11 protein-coding genes and 1 pseudogene are annotated in these 17,953 nt (G+C 70.9%); 6 read left to right on the forward strand and 6 right to left on the reverse strand.

Annotated features, from left to right (window positions below):
* Positions 1-230: 230 nt before the first annotated feature.
* Positions 231-2,369, reverse strand: coding sequence for an alpha-galactosidase (locus tag ABZ385_RS28695; protein WP_358913754.1), 2,139 nt, complete (start codon positions 2,367-2,369; stop codon positions 231-233).
* Positions 2,370-2,474: 105 nt separating this feature from the next.
* On the opposite strand from ABZ385_RS28695, the gene ABZ385_RS28700 reads away from it, so the two are divergent.
* On the forward strand, positions 2,475-3,683 hold the full coding sequence (locus tag ABZ385_RS28700; RefSeq protein WP_358581599.1) for an ROK family protein: 1,209 nt from the start codon (positions 2,475-2,477) through the stop codon (positions 3,681-3,683).
* 61 nt (positions 3,684-3,744) lie between these two features.
* On the opposite strand, the gene ABZ385_RS28705 is transcribed toward ABZ385_RS28700, so the two are convergent.
* The 4 genes from ABZ385_RS28705 to ABZ385_RS28720 all read right to left on the reverse strand — a co-directional run bounded on the left by ABZ385_RS28705 (position 3,745) and on the right by ABZ385_RS28720 (position 10,530).
* Positions 3,745-5,409, reverse strand: coding sequence for a ricin-type beta-trefoil lectin domain protein (locus ABZ385_RS28705; RefSeq protein ID WP_358913755.1), 1,665 nt, complete (start codon positions 5,407-5,409; stop codon positions 3,745-3,747).
* 87 nt (positions 5,410-5,496) lie between these two features.
* Entirely contained in the window at positions 5,497-6,900 is a 1,404-nt protein-coding gene (locus ABZ385_RS28710; protein WP_358913756.1) for a non-reducing end alpha-L-arabinofuranosidase family hydrolase, read from the reverse strand.
* A gap of 214 nt (positions 6,901-7,114) precedes the next feature.
* The gene (locus tag ABZ385_RS28715; protein ID WP_358913757.1) at positions 7,115-8,221 is read right to left on the reverse strand and encodes a ricin-type beta-trefoil lectin domain protein; all 1,107 of its coding nucleotides are present in this window, start codon (positions 8,219-8,221) and stop codon (positions 7,115-7,117) included.
* 95 nt (positions 8,222-8,316) lie between these two features.
* The gene (locus tag ABZ385_RS28720) at positions 8,317-10,530 is read right to left on the reverse strand and encodes a 1,4-beta-glucanase (RefSeq protein WP_358913758.1); all 2,214 of its coding nucleotides are present in this window, start codon (positions 10,528-10,530) and stop codon (positions 8,317-8,319) included.
* Positions 10,531-10,927: 397 nt separating this feature from the next.
* On the opposite strand from ABZ385_RS28720, the gene ABZ385_RS28725 reads away from it, so the two are divergent.
* The 3 genes and pseudogenes from ABZ385_RS28725 to ABZ385_RS28735 all read left to right on the forward strand — a co-directional run bounded on the left by ABZ385_RS28725 (position 10,928) and on the right by ABZ385_RS28735 (position 13,112).
* Complete coding sequence (locus ABZ385_RS28725) at positions 10,928-11,923, forward strand: PHB depolymerase family esterase (protein ID WP_358913759.1); 996 nt, start codon at positions 10,928-10,930, stop codon at positions 11,921-11,923.
* 263 nt (positions 11,924-12,186) lie between these two features.
* Positions 12,187-12,291, forward strand: a pseudogene (locus tag ABZ385_RS28730) (3-oxoadipate enol-lactone hydrolase); the annotation flags it as partial.
* A 251-nt stretch (positions 12,292-12,542) separates the two neighbouring features.
* Complete coding sequence (locus tag ABZ385_RS28735) at positions 12,543-13,112, forward strand: hypothetical protein (protein ID WP_358581613.1); 570 nt, start codon at positions 12,543-12,545, stop codon at positions 13,110-13,112.
* Positions 13,113-13,890: 778 nt separating this feature from the next.
* On the opposite strand, the gene ABZ385_RS28740 is transcribed toward ABZ385_RS28735, so the two are convergent.
* Positions 13,891-15,648 (reverse strand): serine/threonine-protein kinase, encoded by a 1,758-nt coding sequence (locus ABZ385_RS28740; RefSeq protein ID WP_358913760.1) that lies wholly within the window; start codon positions 15,646-15,648, stop codon positions 13,891-13,893.
* Between the two features lie 263 nt (positions 15,649-15,911).
* Between ABZ385_RS28740 and pcaC the strand changes: the two genes are divergently transcribed.
* The gene (gene pcaC / locus ABZ385_RS28745) at positions 15,912-17,240 is read left to right on the forward strand and encodes a 4-carboxymuconolactone decarboxylase (RefSeq protein ID WP_358913761.1); all 1,329 of its coding nucleotides are present in this window, start codon (positions 15,912-15,914) and stop codon (positions 17,238-17,240) included.
* Between the two features lie 63 nt (positions 17,241-17,303).
* Positions 17,304-17,936: an MBL fold metallo-hydrolase gene (locus tag ABZ385_RS28750; RefSeq protein ID WP_358581627.1), complete on the forward strand. Its 633-nt coding sequence runs from the start codon at positions 17,304-17,306 to the stop codon at positions 17,934-17,936.
* Positions 17,937-17,953 lie beyond the last annotated feature (17 nt).

A 17,953-nucleotide genomic window follows, 5' to 3' on the forward strand; every position in this document is an offset into this window, starting at 1 on the left:
ACGGGGCGGCAGAACAGCTCGGCAGAGCTGCCGCCCCCGCCATTTGAGCGCACGCAAATCGAAAGGGCAAGGGTCGAAGGGCCAATTTGTTGAAGCGCTTCGACGGTGCTTTTGTGAGGGAGTTGAGGGCTCTTGCCCGCGTGGTACCGGAAAGGAGGTCCAGCGCTTCGACGGTGCGGGTGCGGCTCTGCCCCGGCCCGAGATCCCCCGGGGCCGGCGCCGGGCTGGGGTCACAGGCGCCGCAGGCGGATCACCCGGCTCGCGTAATCCCCGCCCGGCAGACCCAGGTCCAGACCCCGGGTGGTCAGGAGCGCACCGTCGTGGACCATCTCGCCGGCCGGCTCCTCGTATCGCGCGTCGGCGCGCAGACCGGGCAGGACCAGCGGGACGGGCGGCCGGCCGAAGCGGGACATTGGACAGCACGCGATGACGACGTGCTCCGAGCCGTCCCGGGCCGCGTAGTGCACGCCCCGGACGCCACCCTCCCCGGTGAGCCGGTACTGGTCCCCGTGCTGGACCAGGCCGCGGATCTCCTTGTACTCGGCCACCAGCGCGGCGGTCTCCGCCTTCTCCCGGTCGGTCAGCGCGGTCAGGTCGCCACCGAGGCCGAGCGCCCCCGCCATCGCCACGTGGAACCGGAAACGCAGCGGTGTCGCGCGTCCGGTGATCGCGTTCGGGCTGTCGGTGACCCACGCCGACATCGCCTGCGCCGGGAAGAGCTGGCTGAACCCGTGCTGGATGCCGAGCCGGTCCACGGGGTCGGTGTTGTCCGAGGTCCAGATCTCGTCGGTACGGGCCAGGACACCGAGGTCGGCGCGCCCGCCACCACCCGCGCACGCCTCGACGCGCAGGCCCGGGTGGTCGCCGCGCAACCGGTCCATGATCGCGTACACCGCGCGGGTGTGGTCGATCCACAGCCGGTCCGGGTCCCGGTGACCGCTCCAGCCGGCCTCGGTGACGACGCGGTTGGCATCCCACTTCAGGTAGTCGACGCCGTACTCCCGGACCAGGCCGTCCAGTGTCCGCAGGACCCACTCCGCCGCGTCCGGCCGCCCGAGGTTCAGCATGAGCTGGTTGCGCAGCTCGGTGGCCTGCCGGGTCGGGGCGTGCACGACCCACTCCGGGTGCTCGCGGTACAGGTCGCTGTCCGCGTTGACCATCTCCGGTTCGACCCACAGCCCGAACCTCATGCCCAGCCGGCGCACCTCGTCGGCCAGCGGGCGCAGACCGCGCGGGAAGACGTCGGGGCTCGGCGTCCAGTCGCCGAGTCCCGCCCGGTCGTTGCGGCGCGCGCCGAACCAGCCGTCGTCCAGTACGAAGAGTTCGGCGCCGAGGTCGGCGGCGATCGTGGCGAGTTCCCGCTGCCCGCTCTCCGAGACGTCGAAGGCGGTGGCCTCCCAGGAGTTGTAGAGGACCGGCCGGTCCTCGTCGGGCCGGGGCAGGACGTGGGAGCGGATGTGACGGTGCCAGGAGCGGCTGGCCGCGCCGAACCCCGAAGGGCTGTAGAGCCCGGCGAAGACCGGCGTGCACAGGCGCTGGCCCGGCTCCAGTGTCCAGCTGACGCCTTCGTGCCCGAAACCGCCGCTCCAGGTGGTACGGCCCACCGGGTCCCGGGACAAGGTGATGCGCCAACTGCCGCTCCAGTAAAGGGCGGTGCTCCAGACCTCACCCCGTTCCTCGTCGGCGGTTCCGTCGTCCAGGGCCAGCCATGGGTTCGCCTGGTGGCTGGTGACGCCGCGGCGGCTCGTCAGAACGGTCTCGGCCACCGGGAGCCGGTCGCGGCGCAGCTGGAACTCGCTGCTCCAGCCGCCCACCAGGTGGCTGAGCCGGTAGTCGGCGCGGTGGGGGAGCGTCCAGGAGGCGGAGTCGCAGCGCTCGACGGCGAGGGGCCCGCGGCCTGGTCCGCCCTGGTGGTCGTCCGCCGCGTCGGTCCCGGTGTGGGTGACTTCGGTCCAGCGCTCGATGACGTCGGTGTCGCCGCGCACGCGGTAGCAGAGGGCCGCGGCGAGGGGGTAGACGCGGTCCGCGAGGTGGATCCGCAGCGTTCCGTCGTCCTCGACGCCGTGTCCGTCGAACCGCCACTGGGCCCCTCGCACCCCGTCCGAGAAGCGCACTTGGAGCCCGGCGGGGCCGAACCGGGCACCGGTCTGGATGCCCAGCTCATCGGGTGCGGCGTCCGCGTCGAAGCTGCTGCCCGTGGGCGGCTGGGCCTCGGGCAGCGCGGCCACCTCGGAGCCCGTCAGGGGAGCGCCCCAGTAGACGTGCCGAGGGCTTCCGTCCTGGCCGACGCGCAGCGCGTACAGGCTGTGGGTGGTCCGCAGCAGGCCGAGGCCGGTCGCGGGATCGAAGGATACGGGCGGGTGGGTCAAGGTGAATCCCCTTGTGGGCAGCGGCAGTTGGGGCCCGACGGTAGGACGCGAAGCCCTGGGATTCAATACTTGACGAAGTTATTTAATGACCTCTAGGTTCCCCCCGTGCTTCCTGAACAGAGCGCCAAGACACTGGCGGCGACACCTGCGGCGTCCGCCGTCCTGGCCCTCCTGCTGACCGAAGGCCCACTGAGCCGGGTGGAGACGGCCCGCCGTCTCGGTCTGTCGTCGGCAGCCGTCACCAAGGCCGCGCGGCCCTTCCTCGACGCCGGGTACCTGCACGAACTCGCCGCCCAGCGGACCGCACCGGGAGCCGGGCGCCCGGTCAGCCCGCTGGCCGTCACCACGCAACGCGAGTTCTTCGCCGGGGTGAAGGTCATCACCGACGGCGCGGCCGACGGCCCCCACGGCGAGATCGTCGGCGTCCTCTGCGACCTGCGGGCCCAGGTCCGCGCCTCCCTGCGGCGGCCCCTCCCGGACCACGGCCCCGAGGCCGTCGTCCTGGAACTGGCCGCGCTCGTCGACCAACTCCTCGACACCGAGGCGGACTTCCGTGCCCGCACCCACCATCTGGGCATCGCCGTCGCCGGTGACATCGACAGATCCCGAGGGCTGGTCCGGCGGTCGGCCGGCCTCGGCTGGCGGAACATCCCCCTCGCACAGCTCGCGGCCGACGCGACCGGGCTCGACGTCACCGTCGAGAACGACGTCAAGGCGCTCACCGTCGCGGAGCACTGGTTCGGCGAGGGCGCGGGAACCGACTCGTTCGCCCTCGTCACCGTGGGGTCCGGCATCGGCTGCGGCATCGTCGTCGACGGCCGCCTGCTCACCGGCGCCCACGGCGTGGCCGGAGAGATCGGGCACCTGTGCATCGACCCGAACGGCGCGCGCTGCCGCTGCGGCGCCCGGGGCTGCGTCGAGACCGTCGCCGCCACCGGGGCGATTCTGGCGGCGGCCCGGGACGCGTCCGGCGACCCCGACCTGGACTTCGCCCGCGCCGTGGAGCGGGCGCGCGCGGGCGACGAGCGGGTGAAGGAGGTCTTCGCCAAGGCCGGAACGGCGATGGGCCTCGCGGTCGCGGCGATGGTCAACGTCTGCGGCCCCGAACGGATCGTGGTGTCCGGCGAAGGGCTGGACACCTACGACCTGTTCGAGGAACGCATCTGGGCCTCGTTCGCGGCGCACGCCTTCGGAGCCGCCGCTCAGGCCACGGTCCTCATCCGCCCCCACCCCTTCGAGCAATGGGCCCGCGGCGCCGCCGCGGTCAGCATCCAGGCCCTGTTCCCCCAAGGCCGCACCCCCCGCTCACGGTGACCGCGCGCGAAACGCGCTGAACGTGCACGCGGCCTGACGTGTCGGGGGCAGTGGCTGCCTGTTACCGGAGGGTGGACCACTTCTGGCTGCTCTGGCCGTTGCAGGTCCGCAGGACGGCCGGAGTCCCGTTCGCCGTCCCGGCCCCGTCGACGTCGAGGCACAGCCCGGCATGGGCGTTGCGGAGCGAACCGTCGGAACCGGCGGTCCACTTCTGGTTGTTCTGGCCGTTGCAGGGCCAGATGATGACCGGCGTGCCGTTGGTGGTTCCCTGGTTGGAGGCGTCCAGGCACTTGTCGCCGTAGACGCGGATCTCGCCGCCGGCCCAGGTGGTCCACAGCTGGTTGGCGGCGGTGTGGCAGTCCCAGATCAGCGTCTTGGTCCCGGCCGCCGTGGCGGCACCGTCCACGTCCAGGCAGCGGCCGGAGCCGGTACCGCGCAGGCGTGCGGTGGTGGCGGCCAGCGGACTGCCGCCGGTCACCTTGAACACGGCGACACCGTGCGCGGGGACACTGGCCGATATCTGCCCGGAGGTGGTCGACGTAGCGCCCGACCACAGGTCGGTGAGGGAGAACGAGCCGCCGGACAGCCCGACTTGGGAGACCGTGGTGGTGACGGTCGCGGTGGCGCCGCCCCGGTTGAACAGGCCGACCGCCACGGATCCGTCGGACAGCGGCTTGGCGAACACCTCGGTGGCGCCGTCGTCGCGGACCCGGCGCCCGCCCGCGCCCAGCGGGTCCTGGTTGACCGCGAGCAGGCGCGGGCTGCGCAGGATCGCGCTCACGTCGGCGGACATGGTGCGGATGTCGTTGCCCGCCATCAGGGGGGCGCTCATGAGCGCCCACAGGGCGAAGTGGGAACGGGACTCGGTCAGGGACAGGCCGGGGCGGCCCACGACCAGCATGTCGGGGTCGTTCCAGTGCCCGGGTCCCGACTGCGCGGCGAGCGGCGCGGTGACGTCGAGGACGTTGCCGACGCCCATGGGGTAGCTGTTGGTGTTGTTGTTCTGCCAGATGTCGAGCAGGTCCTCGGTCGTCCGCCACAGGTCGGCGACCTCGCCCCAGTCGTACTTGTCGCCGGCGGGGGAGTGGAAGCTGTTGGGGTTGATGCTGTAGACGATGGGCCGGCCGGTGGCGCGCAGGGCGTCGCGCATCAGGGTGAACTGGGCGACCTGCTCGCGGAGGGTGCCGCTGCTGGAGCACCAGTCGTACTTGAGGTAGTCCACGCCCCAGGAGGCGAATGTCTTGGCGTCCTGCGCCTCGTGGCCCTTGCTGCCGGTGGAGCCGGGGTAGGTGCCCACGCCCTGGGCGCACGTCTTCTCGTTGGGGGCCTGGTAGATGCCGAACTTCAGGCCTTTGCCGTGGATGTAGTCACCGAGCGCCTTCATTCCGCCGGGGAACTTGGTGGGGTTGGCCCGCAGGTTGCCGGCCGCGTCACGCCGCGGGTCGAACCAGCAGTCGTCGACCACCACGTACCGGTATCCGGCGTCCCGCATGCCCGAGGACACCATCGCGTCGGCGGCCTCGCGCACCTGCGCCTCGGTGATCCCGCACCCGAAGCTGTTCCAGCTGTTCCACCCCAGCGGAGGGGTGGGCGCGGGGCTGCCCGGTGCGGCCTCGGCGGCCGTGGCGACGGTGTCAGAGGCGGAGGCGGTGGCGGTGGCGGTGGCGGTGAGCGTCAGTGCGGTGGCTGTGAGGAGACGCAGCAGTCGTCTGCGCAGGGAAACCATGGGAGGTCCTTCCCGGGAGGCGGAGCGGAAGCCACTCCGCCTCCCACAAGGGGCAGGGTCACGCGCGTGTGATCACACGCGCGCGGGTCAGCGCCGCAGGGTGAGCAGGGCCGGCCGGTAGGGCAGCTTCAGGTAGTCGGTGCCGTCCGATGAAGGGGACCTGCCCTGGTAGAGGAACTGGAGGTTGCAGGGGTCGACGGTCATCGTCTGGTCGGGGTTGGTGCGGACCAGGTCGCCGTGGCTGATGTCGTTGGTCCAGGTGGCACCGCTGTTGGCCTTGCCCGCGAAGGGGCTGCTCTCGCTGCCGGCCTGGACGGTCCACGGACCGTTCAGACTGGAGGCGGTGAACGAGCGGAAGTAGCGGCCGCCCGCCCCCCTCGCCTCAACGATCATGAGGTACTGGTTCTGGCCCTGGACCTTGTAGACCTCCGGCGCCTCGAACAGCTTCTCCTCGGTGTCGCTCATCACCGTCGTGTACGACGAGCCGAAGCTGCCCGGGAAGTTCCCGATCGGCATGGTCGACTTGAAGATGCTGCCCTTGTCGTTGGCGAAGAACAGGTACATGTTCTGGCCGTCGGCGATCACGGTCGGGTCGATCGGGCCGCCGGTGGGGACGCTGCCGGTGAACAGCGCCTGCGGCGCGGACCAACTCGCGGGATCAGTCGGGTCGTTGGAGGTGCGGTACGTGAAGGGCCAGGCGGTGCCCCATCCGTTCGAGACGAGCACCCAGATCTTCTTGGGGGCGAAGTAGAAGAGCTTGGGCGCCACCGCGGACCCGCTGATCTTGGTCTGGCCGGTCGAGGCCATGTCCGACCAGTTCGTGAAGGGACGGAACATCGTGGCACCCCACGAGGTCCCGTCGGAGGTGGTCGCGTAGACCAGGTGCCGGCCGTTGTACGTCACCGTGGTGAAGTCCTTGAGCGCCACCTGACCGTTCGCCGGCTGTGCCAGCGGACCGGTCGACGTCCACCGGTAGGCCGACGGAAGAGAACACGAGGTGGGCGTGCCGGCCAGGCCGGTCCACTTCTGGGCGTCGGCGCCGTTGCAGTTCCACAGCCGCACCACCGTGCCGTTGGCCGTGGCGCCGCCGCTGACGTCCAGACACAGCCCGGACTCCACGGCGACGATCGTGCCGTCGGCGTTCACCCGCCACTGCTGGTTCGTACCGCCGTTGCAGGACCAGATCACCGGCCGGGTGCCGGCCGTGGTCGCGTGGCCCGGGACATCCAGGCACTTGTCGCCGTACACCGTCAGCTGGTTGCCGTCCGTCAGCGTCCACTGCTGGTTGCTCCCGCCGGAGCAGTCCCAGATCTGCACGCCCGTGCCGTCGGTCCGGGCGGCGCCCGGTACATCGAGACACCGGTTGGAACCGGCACCGCGCACGGCACCGGTGGTGGCCGCCTGAGAGGGACTGACGACGAGCGTCGCCGCGGCGATCAAGGTCGCGAGCACCACGGACAGTTGTCTGCGGCTGAAACGTAGCCTGCGCAATTCGGACCTCATTCGTTGAGTGAGCGTTCCCGGTCCGGCCCCGCCCCCGGCTGTCTGGACCGTCGACCCGGTGGACCTTCCCCGCATCGCCCTTGACCGCTATTTCGAACGTGGGTCGAGTTACCGGACGAGGAGTGGCGCCGAACGTAGAGGGTGTCCCGTGCGGAAGTCAACGCATGTGACAGGGCGGCTTTTTGAGGCCCCGGGACGGGGGTCAGCCGCCGGCCAGGGTGGTCCACTTCTGCTGGGGGCCGCCGTTGCAGTCCCACAGCACGAGCTGCGTGCCGTCGGCCGTGGAAGCGCCCGGCACATCGAGGCAGCGGCCGGAGGCGGGGTTGCGGTAGCCGCCGTCGTAGGGCTGCCAGACCTGGTTGGGGCCACCGTGACAGGACCAGAGCTGCACCTTGGTGCCGTTGGCCGTGCTGCCGCCCGCGGCGTCGAGGCACTTGCCCAGGGAGTGCAGGGTGCCGTCGGTGTAGGCCGACCAGTACTGGTGGGCGCCCTCCCCGCAGCTCCACGTCTGGACGGCGGTTCCATCGGCGCTCTGGGCGCCGTTGACGTCCAGGCTCTTGCCGGCCACGCCGGACCGCACGCGGGCGGGCGCGGGGGCGGGATTCCTCAGCCACCCGGCGCTGTCCGCGGACCGGACACCGCGGTGGAAGGCGTCGGCCATCTTCTGGTAGCCGGAGTCGTTGGGATGCAGCGGGTCCGCCAGGTCGGCCGCGGTCAGCGCGCTCATGTCGACGAACGCGACGTGTTTGCCCGCGGCCTGGGCGTCGCTGACGATCCGGCGGGTGGCCTGGTTGTACGTGCCCCGGAACCGCTCCTCCGAGCTGCTGGTGGACACCACCAGGGAGGCGACGAGGACGGTGGCGTCGGGGACGTCGGCGGTGATCCGGCCGACCAGCGACCTCAGCCGGCCGATGGCGCTGTCGACCTCGGAGGCCCCCTGGAGGTCGTTGGTACCGATGTGCAGAGTCACGACGTTGGGCCGGTAGCGGGTCAGCGAGGCGTCGGCGAGCGCGGCGATCTCGTCGATGCGGTACCCGGGGTGGCCCTCGTTGTCCGGATCGGACATCGAACCGCTGCGCACCGTGCCCACGAAGTCCAGCGGATGGCCGTCCGACACGAGCCGGTCCCGCAACGGTGCGCGGTAGCCGTTGCCGGTACTGCTTCCCACTCCCCAGGTGATCGAGTCGCCCAACGGCATGACCCGCAAGGGCGTGGTGGAGGCGGCGGAGGCCGGGGCCACGCCCGTCGCCGTCACCCCGAACGTGACAGCGACAAGCGCGATCAGGGAGAGAAACCAAGACCTTCTCATGCAGTCTCCTTCAGTTCTGTGAGTAAGTGCTCCAGCGACGGGGCCGGCCACCGTCCGGCCGCACTCCCGTGCAGGGCGGTTGCCCGGGACGGGCGTCAGGCGGGCTCCCCGTACTGCGCTCCGCGTCCGTTGGTGGCGACGTAGACCCGCCCGTACACCCGCGGGTCACCGCTGATGGCGGCTCCGGTCCAACCCCATTGGTGCTGGTCGTCGTTGATCCGCGTCCAGGTCTTCGCCTGGTCGTCGGAGCGGTGGATGGCGTTGGCGCCCTCGACGGCACCGACCAGGTAGATCGCCGGGTAGGACGCACCCCGCGCGGCCTTGCCGAAACCCAGGGTGTGCGCGGCACGGCAGCTGCCGACCTCGGCGAAGGTCGCGCCCGCGTCGGTCGACCGGTGAAGGCCGTCCCCCTTGAGGCTGAGCCACAGGTCGCCGGAGCGGCCCGGAGCGGCCGTCAGCTGGAACTCGCTGTCGCCCCTGCTCAGGCCACCGGCTCGCGCGGCGAAGGTCCGGCCGCTGTCGGTGCTGGCGAACACCGTGCCGGTCGCGGTGTCGAAGGCGTAGAAGCGGGCCGGGTCCACGGGATCCGCGACCGGAGCGGCACCCTTCGGGAAGGAGGCGACCTCGGACCAGGTGGCGCCGTTGTCCGTCGAGCGGAATCCGGGGTTCGCCGCGCCGAAGGACCACAGCAGCACGCTGCCGTCGGCGTTGGTGGCGATCGGCCCCGGCGCGTCCTTGGCGTGGGCGGGTTGCGCGCCGAAGGGCGCCCAGGTTCTGCCGCCGTCGTTCGAGAAGGCGCCGTTGCCCTCGTTGCCCCAGCCCACCCGGACCACGTACGACGGCTTGCCCGCCGCCAGCGACAGGCCGGTGCAGGTGGCGAACACCGGGTTCGACGCCATGCCGCGCGACGGCGACGCCGTGAGCCGCTCGTGGTACATCACACCGATGTCCCCGGACCCGCTGAGCAGGTGCGCCTCACCGGTGGGCGGCGAGACCAACTGGCGGATGGACGCCTCCTCCAGGCCGCGGATCTGCGGGGCCCAGTGCGTGAGGTCGCGGGTGCCGTAGAGGGTCGCGCCGGTGCCGTAGACGACATGCTGCGAGTCGTACGGGTCCAGGGCGAGGGCCTGGATCCACCAGCCGAACTTGGGCTTGTCCGTGCCCCACTTGAGGTAGGGGGTCTCGGAGACGTCGAGGACGGCCCGGTCCTTCAGGGACGTCCAGGTGCGGCCGCCGTTCGTGGAGCGGAAGACGGTGTCCGTCTCGGCCCAGCGGTTGTTCGTGGAGACGACCACCGTGCCGGGGCGGCGGGCGTCGACGGCGACACCGCCGTAGCCGAAGGAGTCGACGGACCCGTCCGTCGAGGTTCCGCCCGGCTTCACGGGCGTGACCTCGGTCCACTTGCCGTCGGCGGTGCGCAGCTTGTGCACGCTGCCGTCGGACTGGCCGTTGGGCCCCGGCGCGTTGGCGTACGTCACGTACAGCTCTTGCGTGTGCCTGTCGTACGCGGCGCGGATCGGCACCTTGGCCGCCGTGCCGGCGGGCTGCCCGGGGACGGCCTCCCAGGTCGCGCCGCCAGAGGTGCGGTACAAGTGGGGACGGCCGGCGGTGCCGTCGGAGTCGCCCCAGCCGGCGTAGACCGTACGGCCCGCGGCGACGAGGAACGTGACGCCCTGACCGGTGGCACCGGGCGCCGCCGGGAAGCTCGCGGGCCGCCAACTGGCGCCCCGGTCAGTTGACTTGAGCAGGCCGTCGTGCCGGGTGCCCAGCCACAGCGTGTCGCTGTCGCGGGGGTCGACGAGCAGCCGCTCTCCCGTACCGCGTCCGTCCTCGTTGCCGCCCAGCTTGACGGTGAGGTCGGTGCGCTTCCAGGTGGCACCGCGGTCCTCGGAGCGCAGTACGGCCCCGTTGCCGGCCCACGACTGGGTGTACGCGCCGAGGGCGAGGTACAGCCGGTCCGGGTGGGTGGGGTCGACGGCCAGGGCCTCGACGCCGAGCAGGTTCCAGTCGTCCCAGCCGAGATGATCGGTGAGCGGGACCCAGCGGTCGGTCCGGTCGTCCCAGCGGTAGGCGCCACCGATGTCCGTACGGGCGTAGGCGAGGCCTCGGCGGGAGGGATGGAAGAGAATGCCGGTGACGAACCCGGTCCCGCCCTGGACGACGTTGCGCCAGCGGTAGACGGGGCCCGCGGCCTCGCCGCCGCTCCCCGCTGCCTCGGCACGTCCTCGCAGGCCCGGCAGGGCGGCGACCGCGGCCGTGGCGGCGGTCCCGGCGAGTGCGGCTCGTCTGCTGAGGTGGAATGCGCGCATGACTCTCCTCTTTCCGTGCAGGACAAAGGGGGAGGCCGCGGGCGCTCCCGTACCCGACCGCGGAGAACAGGGGGATGGCTGTCGGTACGGCGCGGGAGGGCTGAACGGCGAGGGTCGGCAGAAAACGCGGGTGACGCATTCGAAGCGCTTCGACGTGGCTGCCAGGCTAGGTGAACGCCCAGGGGCCTTCAAGGGTCGGTACGGAGATTCCTCCCCTGCCTCTGTGCGGCATTGGGGTCTGACTCCTCCAACACGCTCGCGTGGCCGCGAATGTGCTGAGTCGCCAGGCTTGTCGGACGGGACGGTGTGTCGCTAACCTCGCGGCTGGTTCAAGCGCTTCGACACGTCCATGCAGAAGAGTCGCCGCCCGTGAACAAGTCCGCACGGTGGAGGAAGCATGAGCAGACAAAGGCGCCGCTTCGCGGCCGCGGCCGCCCGCCTGGCGCGGGCGACACCCGTCGGCAGGGCCGGAGGATGGCTGAGGAGGGCGGCCACAGCGGTGGCTGTGGCCCTGAGCGTCCTGGCGGGCGGCGTGACGTCCGCGTCACCGGCGTCCGCGGCGACGCTGACCCTGGTCGACAACTTCGGCCACAACCCGACGAACCTCCAGATGTACGAGTACGTGCCGGCCAAGCTGCCCCGTCATCCAGCCGTGCTCGTGGTCGCGCACTGGTGCACCGGATCCGGCCCTGACGTGTACCACAACACGGAATTCGCGTCACTGGCCGACCGGTACGGATTCATCGTGGTCTACCCCTCGATCACGGGTGACATCAAGTGCTGGGACGTCGCGTCGGACGCCGCGCTGAAGCACGACGGCTCCAGCGACCCGGCCGGCGTGATGTCCATGGTGCGGTGGGAGATCGCGAAACGCGGTGCCAACCAGCATCGGGTCTACATGACCGGCATCTCCTCCGGCGCGATGCTGACCAATGTCATGCTCGCCGACTACCCGGACGTGTTCAAAGCCGGATCGGCGTTCATGGGCGTGCCGTACCACTGCTTCTACACCGGCACCTTCCGCGGCTGGAACAGTGACTGCTCCACAGGCAACATCACCAAGACCCCGCAGGAATGGGGCGACCTGGCCCGCGCCGCCCACCCCGGCCACACCGGGCGACGGCCGCGCATCCAACTGTGGCACGGCACCCAGGACGAGGCCCTCGACCACCACAACCTCGGCGAAGAGATCAAACAGTGGACCAACGTCCACGGTGTCGGCCAGACCCCGGTCTGCACCGACCAGCCCCAGCCGAACTGGACAAGGACCCGCTACGGTGACGCCGGCACGCAGCCACCGGTCGAGGCCAACAGCTTCCAGGGCTACGGCCACGAGTTGCCCAAACCCGGCATGGCACTGCTGGCCCTGAGGTTCATGGGCCTGGCACCCTAGGGCATGTTTCGAAAGTCCCGTCTGCCTGGCGACGCCTGGCACGCACGCTCGCAGCGTTGTCGGGATCGCCCCGATACCACCAGTATCGGGGCGACCCTCCGCCTTGCGATCGCACGCACCAGACGCCGCCAGGCCCGCCCTGCGGGCGGACGACGCTACTTTCGAAACACGCCCTAGTCCCGCGAGGTCTTCGACCTGGTCGGACAGGTCCCCCGTACCCCCACGTCATAGGGGCGTCCGGGAGACGTGAGAGGGTCTGGGGCGTGAGTGAGACACCGTCGAACACCCTGCAATACCGCTTTGACGGGCCGGAGGACGCCCCGGTCCTGATCCTTGGTGCCTCACTGGGGACCACATGGCACAGGTGGGCGAATGCGTCCTGTGGGGTCTAGGTGGTCCAGGTCAGGGGCGTAAGAGCAGGTCAGGGCCTTGCGGTCCAGATATGTCAACGTGGTTGGTGACTAGGCCGCCCCACCGGCACGAAGTTCGCCGCGTTCGAACAGGCCCCGGCAACGAGCCAGAGCAGCGAAGTCGCATGGCTCCGCCTCGTCGCCAAGGCTTACGTCAAGACCACCGCCGACCCGGCACACACCCTGCTCGCCGCTATCGGAGCACACGCATGAGCACCACCGCAGCTCGCACCATCACCGACGCACTCCAGCCCCGCAACGTCCTCCTCGTCGGCATGCTGGGCATCGGCTTGGCCGCCGCCGGCGACTGGACCGGCCTCCCCTGGGGGCTCCTCGGCGCCGTCTGCGCCGGGATCATCCCCGCGGCCTACATCGAGTGGCACCGCAAACGCGGAACCTGGGGCGACAGGCACGTCGTCGACCGCACGCAGCGCGCCCCGATCTTCTTCGTGATCCTCGGCTCCATCGGCCTCGGCTCCGTGGCGATGATCCTTGGCCACGCGCCCACGGGCATCCTCGTCGCGATGATCGCGCTGTGGGCGATGACCGTCGTCCTCCTGGCAGTGAACTCCGCCTGGAAGATCAGCGTCGACTCCGCGGTCGCCTCCGCAGTCGTCGCGATGCTGGCGGTCATTGCCTCCCCGTGGTGGATCGCCGCGTACGTGCTCGTCGCCGCCGTGTGCTGGTCGCGCGTCGCGCTGACCTACCACTCCACCGCCCAGACCGTGGCGGGCGCCTCGCTCGGCGCGGCCACCACCGCAGTGTTCCTCCTGACGTAGACCGGCCGCGACCTTGTGGAGGCGACGTTGGGCCACGAGATCTCCCGTGGCCCATCGCGGTTGCGGCCCCCCCAAGGGGGACAGTATCGGCCGTTCGACGGTACGGCACCGCTCAGGCCACAGCGTCGCCGAGGACTGCACGCATGGCCTTCTCGCTCACGTACGGGCCGCACTCTCGGCCCCTCCCCGGGGCTTCTACTGCGCCGCCCCCGTGCTTGTAAGGATGAGTCGACCGCCGCAACGCCCCACTCGCCGACCGCATCATCGTCCCCGACCAGGACCGCATTTCCGAGAGCGGTACCTACCGGGACCTGGTCAATCGGCCGGAGGCTTCTGCGAGATGCTCAAGCTCCAAGGAGCCGACGTGCCTGCGTGTGCTCACCGCGCCGAGGCGTACTCATCGTTCTGTCCGCCGACGTCGCGGTCGCTGTGAGGGGACGGGGAGTTCCGCCGTGTGGGCGATGCGCAGCAGAGCCCGCACCAGACGTTCGCGCTGGACGTCGAGTTCGGTGACATGCGGTTCGCGACCGGGAGACTGGCTCGCACAAGCGCGATGTCGGCAGCGCTCACGGGCGGGTGGGCTCCGGAGCGCGTTCCGCGCCGGTCCGGTCTGGATTTGGCGGGCACGGAAGCGATGCGCTGCCGAGCGCTGTACATGGGAACGGTCGTACTTCTCTCTCATTGAAGTCAGCGCGCTGTGCCGGGCGGCATCGTCGTTGCGACTGAGGTGTGCGTAAGTGGGGGCTGCGCCGCAGCGCTGTGCGGCACAGGCGGGCCTTCAACGCGCCCTGGACGGTTTTTCTTTGCCTGCCTTCTCGTTCTTCTGCGCCTTCTTGACCTTTTTCTCTTTTGCGGGCTTGCCGGGCTTGCCGGGCTTACCGGCCTTCCCGCCGGGCGATTCCGTCTTCGCCTGTCCTGCCGTCTGGGGAGCTCGCTCTGTCGGGGCCGCTGGGGGGCCGGCTGACCCGGCGGGTCCCCTGGCGGCTGCACCAGGACCGGTCGTAGCGCTGACGGATCGTTCCCGCCCGGCCGGGGGAGGGGCAGTGGCGGAACGGGTGCGTGAGTCGTGGGTGGTGTCACCGGACGACGTGGCGGAGGTCTCCTGAGCGGATGACGGCGGGGGCGTGGGATACGTGTCGTTCCGTCCCTCGGAAGAGCTGGGGGAATCGGATTTTGCGGAGGGGCCGCTGGTGGTTCGTTTCCCGCTCTCGTTGTTTCCCTGGTGCCGCGGGCTGTCGGAGATGCCGAGGGTGACGGCCAGGACAGTGGCGAGTGCGGCGGTTCCACCGGCGACCAAGGCATGGCGCCGGGCGGGTGTGGCCTTCGGCGTGACGGCGACCGCGGCGGCGGCCGAGGGGGCGGTGTGCGCGGGGTCCGTGTGCGTGGGATTCGTGTCCCGTGCCGGAACCGGGTGCGAAACGGCGTTCGTGAGGTATGCCGCAGAAGAGAGGAGTGCGGGCCCCGTCGTGCCGGTGAGGGTGCCCAGTGCGGTGGCGCAGTCCTGTGCCGACGGCCGAATTGGTTCGTCCAGGGCCGTCATGTCCCGCAGCAGATGCCCGAGTTGTTCCGGCAGAGAACTGGGCAATGCGGGTTGGCGGTGCAGTCGTGCGATCGCGGCCTCCAGGGGCCCGCCGTCGTATTCGAGCCTGCCTGTGAGGCATTCGAGGAGCACCAGGCCAAGAGCGTAGATGTCGGCGCGCTGGCCGACGGGCCGGCCGAGCACCTGCTCGGGAGACAAGTAGGCGGCGGTGCCCATGAGCGCGCCGGTAGCGGTGTGAGTGGTGGCGTCGAGCAGTCGGGCGATACCGAAGTCGGTCAAGTGCGGGCGGCCCGAGGCGTCCAGGATGATGTTGGACGGTTTGACGTCACGGTGCACGACCCCTGCCTCGTGGGCATGGGCCAGCGCCTCGGCGAGTGCGGCGCCGAGTGCGGCGGTCTCCCCGGGGGTCAGGGTGCCTTCGGCGATGCGGTCTTTCAGCGTGGGCCCGTCGATCAGCTGCATGACCAGGTAGGCGTGGCCGTGGTGTGTTCCGGCGTCGTAGGCGGTGACCAGCGCGGGGTGCTGCAGCCGGGCCAGGATCACGGCCTCGCTCTGGAAGCGCTCCTCCATGCCGATGTCGGTGCCCGGCCGGAAGACCTTGACCGCCACCGGCCGCTTGAGACGCAGGTCCACACCGCGGTGTACGTCGGCCGCACCGCCCGAGCCGATGAGCGCGTCCAGACGATACCGACCGGCCAGCACTTCGGCGGAGAACCGCGAGGTCAGTGCGAGAGCCGACTCACGGAGTCCCATGCCATCTCCCATCGCTGCAAAAGGCGGGGGCTCGTCCAGGTGGTGGTCGACACGGCCCCGAACGCAAGTACCCCGGAAAGATTGAGCCATCCCTGGCGCCGCCAGCCGACGCTTGCTCGGGCCCGCGGCGGAGAGGCGTCGACGCTGCCGCCGCAGAGCGCCCGGCGAACCGATGTCGCCGACGACCGGGTGCGCGAGCCGGTGCCGGTACGCCGACTCGTCCCTGCTGCTGCTGTGGGCCACGAACGACTGGCGATGACACCCCCTGAAGGACGTGCAGGCGCAGGGTGAAACCGACGAGAAGCGGCGGCCTGCTGCCGACTGTCCAACGCAGTACCTGGTGTGCGAGTGGCGTGCGACGAATCGTCGCGCGCTGGCGGCGGAACTCGACGACGAGTCTCAAAGGTCCGGGGGCAGCGCCCGGACGTGCCGTCGTGAGAGGGCTGAGGTGAGCTACGTTCACCCCGGCGATGTGACATCTCGTGACAGATGAGAGGGTCTGGCGGGTGAGTGAGACACCGATGAACACCCTGCAATACCGCTTTGACGGGCCAGAGGACGCCCCGGTCCTGATCCTGGGTGCCTCACTGGGTACCACATGGCACATGTGGGACCGCCAGATACCCGAGCTGACCCGGCACTGGCGGGTCTTCCGGTTCGACATGCCCGGGCACGGCGGCGCCCCCGCACACCCGTGCGGGTCCGTCGGGGAGCTGGCCGGGCGGTTGCTCGCGACCCTCGACGAGCTGGGCGTGCGGCGCTTCGGGTACGCCGGCTGCGCCTTCGGCGGGGCCATCGGCGCCGAGCTGGCGCTGCGGCATCCGCAGCGGGTCGCCTCGCTGGCGCTGATCGCCGCGTCGCCCAGGTTCGGCACCGCCGACGAGTTCCGCCGACGCGGTGTGATCGTGCGCAGCAACGGCCTCGACCCCATCGCCCGCTCCGCGCCCGAGCGCTGGTTCACGCCAGGGTTCGCCGCCGCGCAGCCCGCGATCACCGACTGGGCCGTGCAGATGGTGCGCACCACCGACCCCGGCTGCTACATCGCGGCCTGCGAGGCCCTCGCCGCCTTCGACGTCCGCGCCGAACTGGGCCGGATCGGCGTGCCCACGCTGGTCCTCGTCGGCTCCGAGGACCAGGTCACCGGCCAGGGCGAGGCCCGCACCCTCGTCGCCGGGATACCGGACTCGCGGCTCGCCGTCGTGCCCGGCGCCTCGCATCTCGCGCCCGTGGAGCAGCCCGCGGCCGTCACCGACCTGCTCGTGCGCCACTTCTCCACGGCCTGGCAGGACACGCAGACGGCGATCATCACACCCACGCTCGGCAAGCCCGTCACCACCCCGCTGCCCGCAGCCCCCGTCACGCCCATGGCTCCCGTGGCTCCCCTGGCACCCATGGGTCCCGTGGCGGAGATCGCCTCGCCGGAGCAGCCCGAGGCCGTGGCCGGCGCGGTCAGGAGCGACCCGTACGAGGCGGGGCTCAAGGTCCGCCGGGAGGTGCTCGGCGACGCCCACGTGGACCGGGCGCTGGCCGCCGCCGACGACTTCTCCGGCGACTTCCAGGAGCTCATCACCCGCTACGCCTGGGGCGAGGTGTGGAACCGCCCGGGTCTGGACCGCCGCTCCCGCAGCTGCGTCACCCTCACCGCCCTCGTCGCCGGCGGCCACCTCGACGAGCTGGCCTTCCACACGCGGGCCGCCCTGCGCAACGGCCTCACCCCGGCCGAGATCAAGGAAGTGCTGCTCCAGGCCGCCGTCTACTGCGGCGTTCCCGCGGCGAATTCGGCCTTCAAGGTCGCCCAGGCCGTGATCCGTGAGGAAACCACGCCCCCGGAGTAGCAGGATGGGGGGATGACTGGCATGACGAACCCCGCCGACAGCTCCCCCTCGCGCGCGAAGCGCATGACCTTCACGAAGAAGTCCCACGCGTGCGTGCGTCTCGAAAAGGACGGACGCACGCTGGTCATCGACCCGGGCGGCTTCAGCGAGGGCGACGCGGCCCTCGGCGCCGACGCGATCCTGGTCACCCACGAGCACCCCGACCACTTCGACGAGGGCCGGCTGCGCACCGCCCTGGAAGAGCGCCCCGACACCGAGATCTGGACGCTGAAGTCGGTCGCGGACCAGCTCACCGCCGCCTTCCCGGGCCGCGTGCACACCGTCGGGCACGGCGACACCTTCACGGCCGCCGGGTTCGACGTCCAGGTGCACGGCGAGCTGCACGCCGTGATCCACCCGGACATCCCCCGCATCACCAATGTGGGGTACCTCGTCGACGGCTCGGTGTTCCACCCGGGCGACGCCCTGACCGTCCCCGACCAGCCCGTGGAGACCCTGCTGCTCCCGGTCATGGCGCCCTGGAACAAGATCTCCGAGGTGATCGACTACGTACGGGAGGTCAGGCCGCAGCGCGCCTACGACATCCACGACGCGCTCCTCACCGACCTCGCCCGGCCGATCTACGACCACCAGATCGGGGCCCTGGGCGGCGCCGAGCACCTGCGTCTGACGCCGGGGGAGACGGCCGAACTCTGACTGTCGGTGGCGGCCGG

The organism is Streptomyces sp. NPDC005898, from assembly GCF_040629635.1.
Lineage (GTDB): Bacteria > Actinomycetota > Actinomycetes > Streptomycetales > Streptomycetaceae > Streptomyces.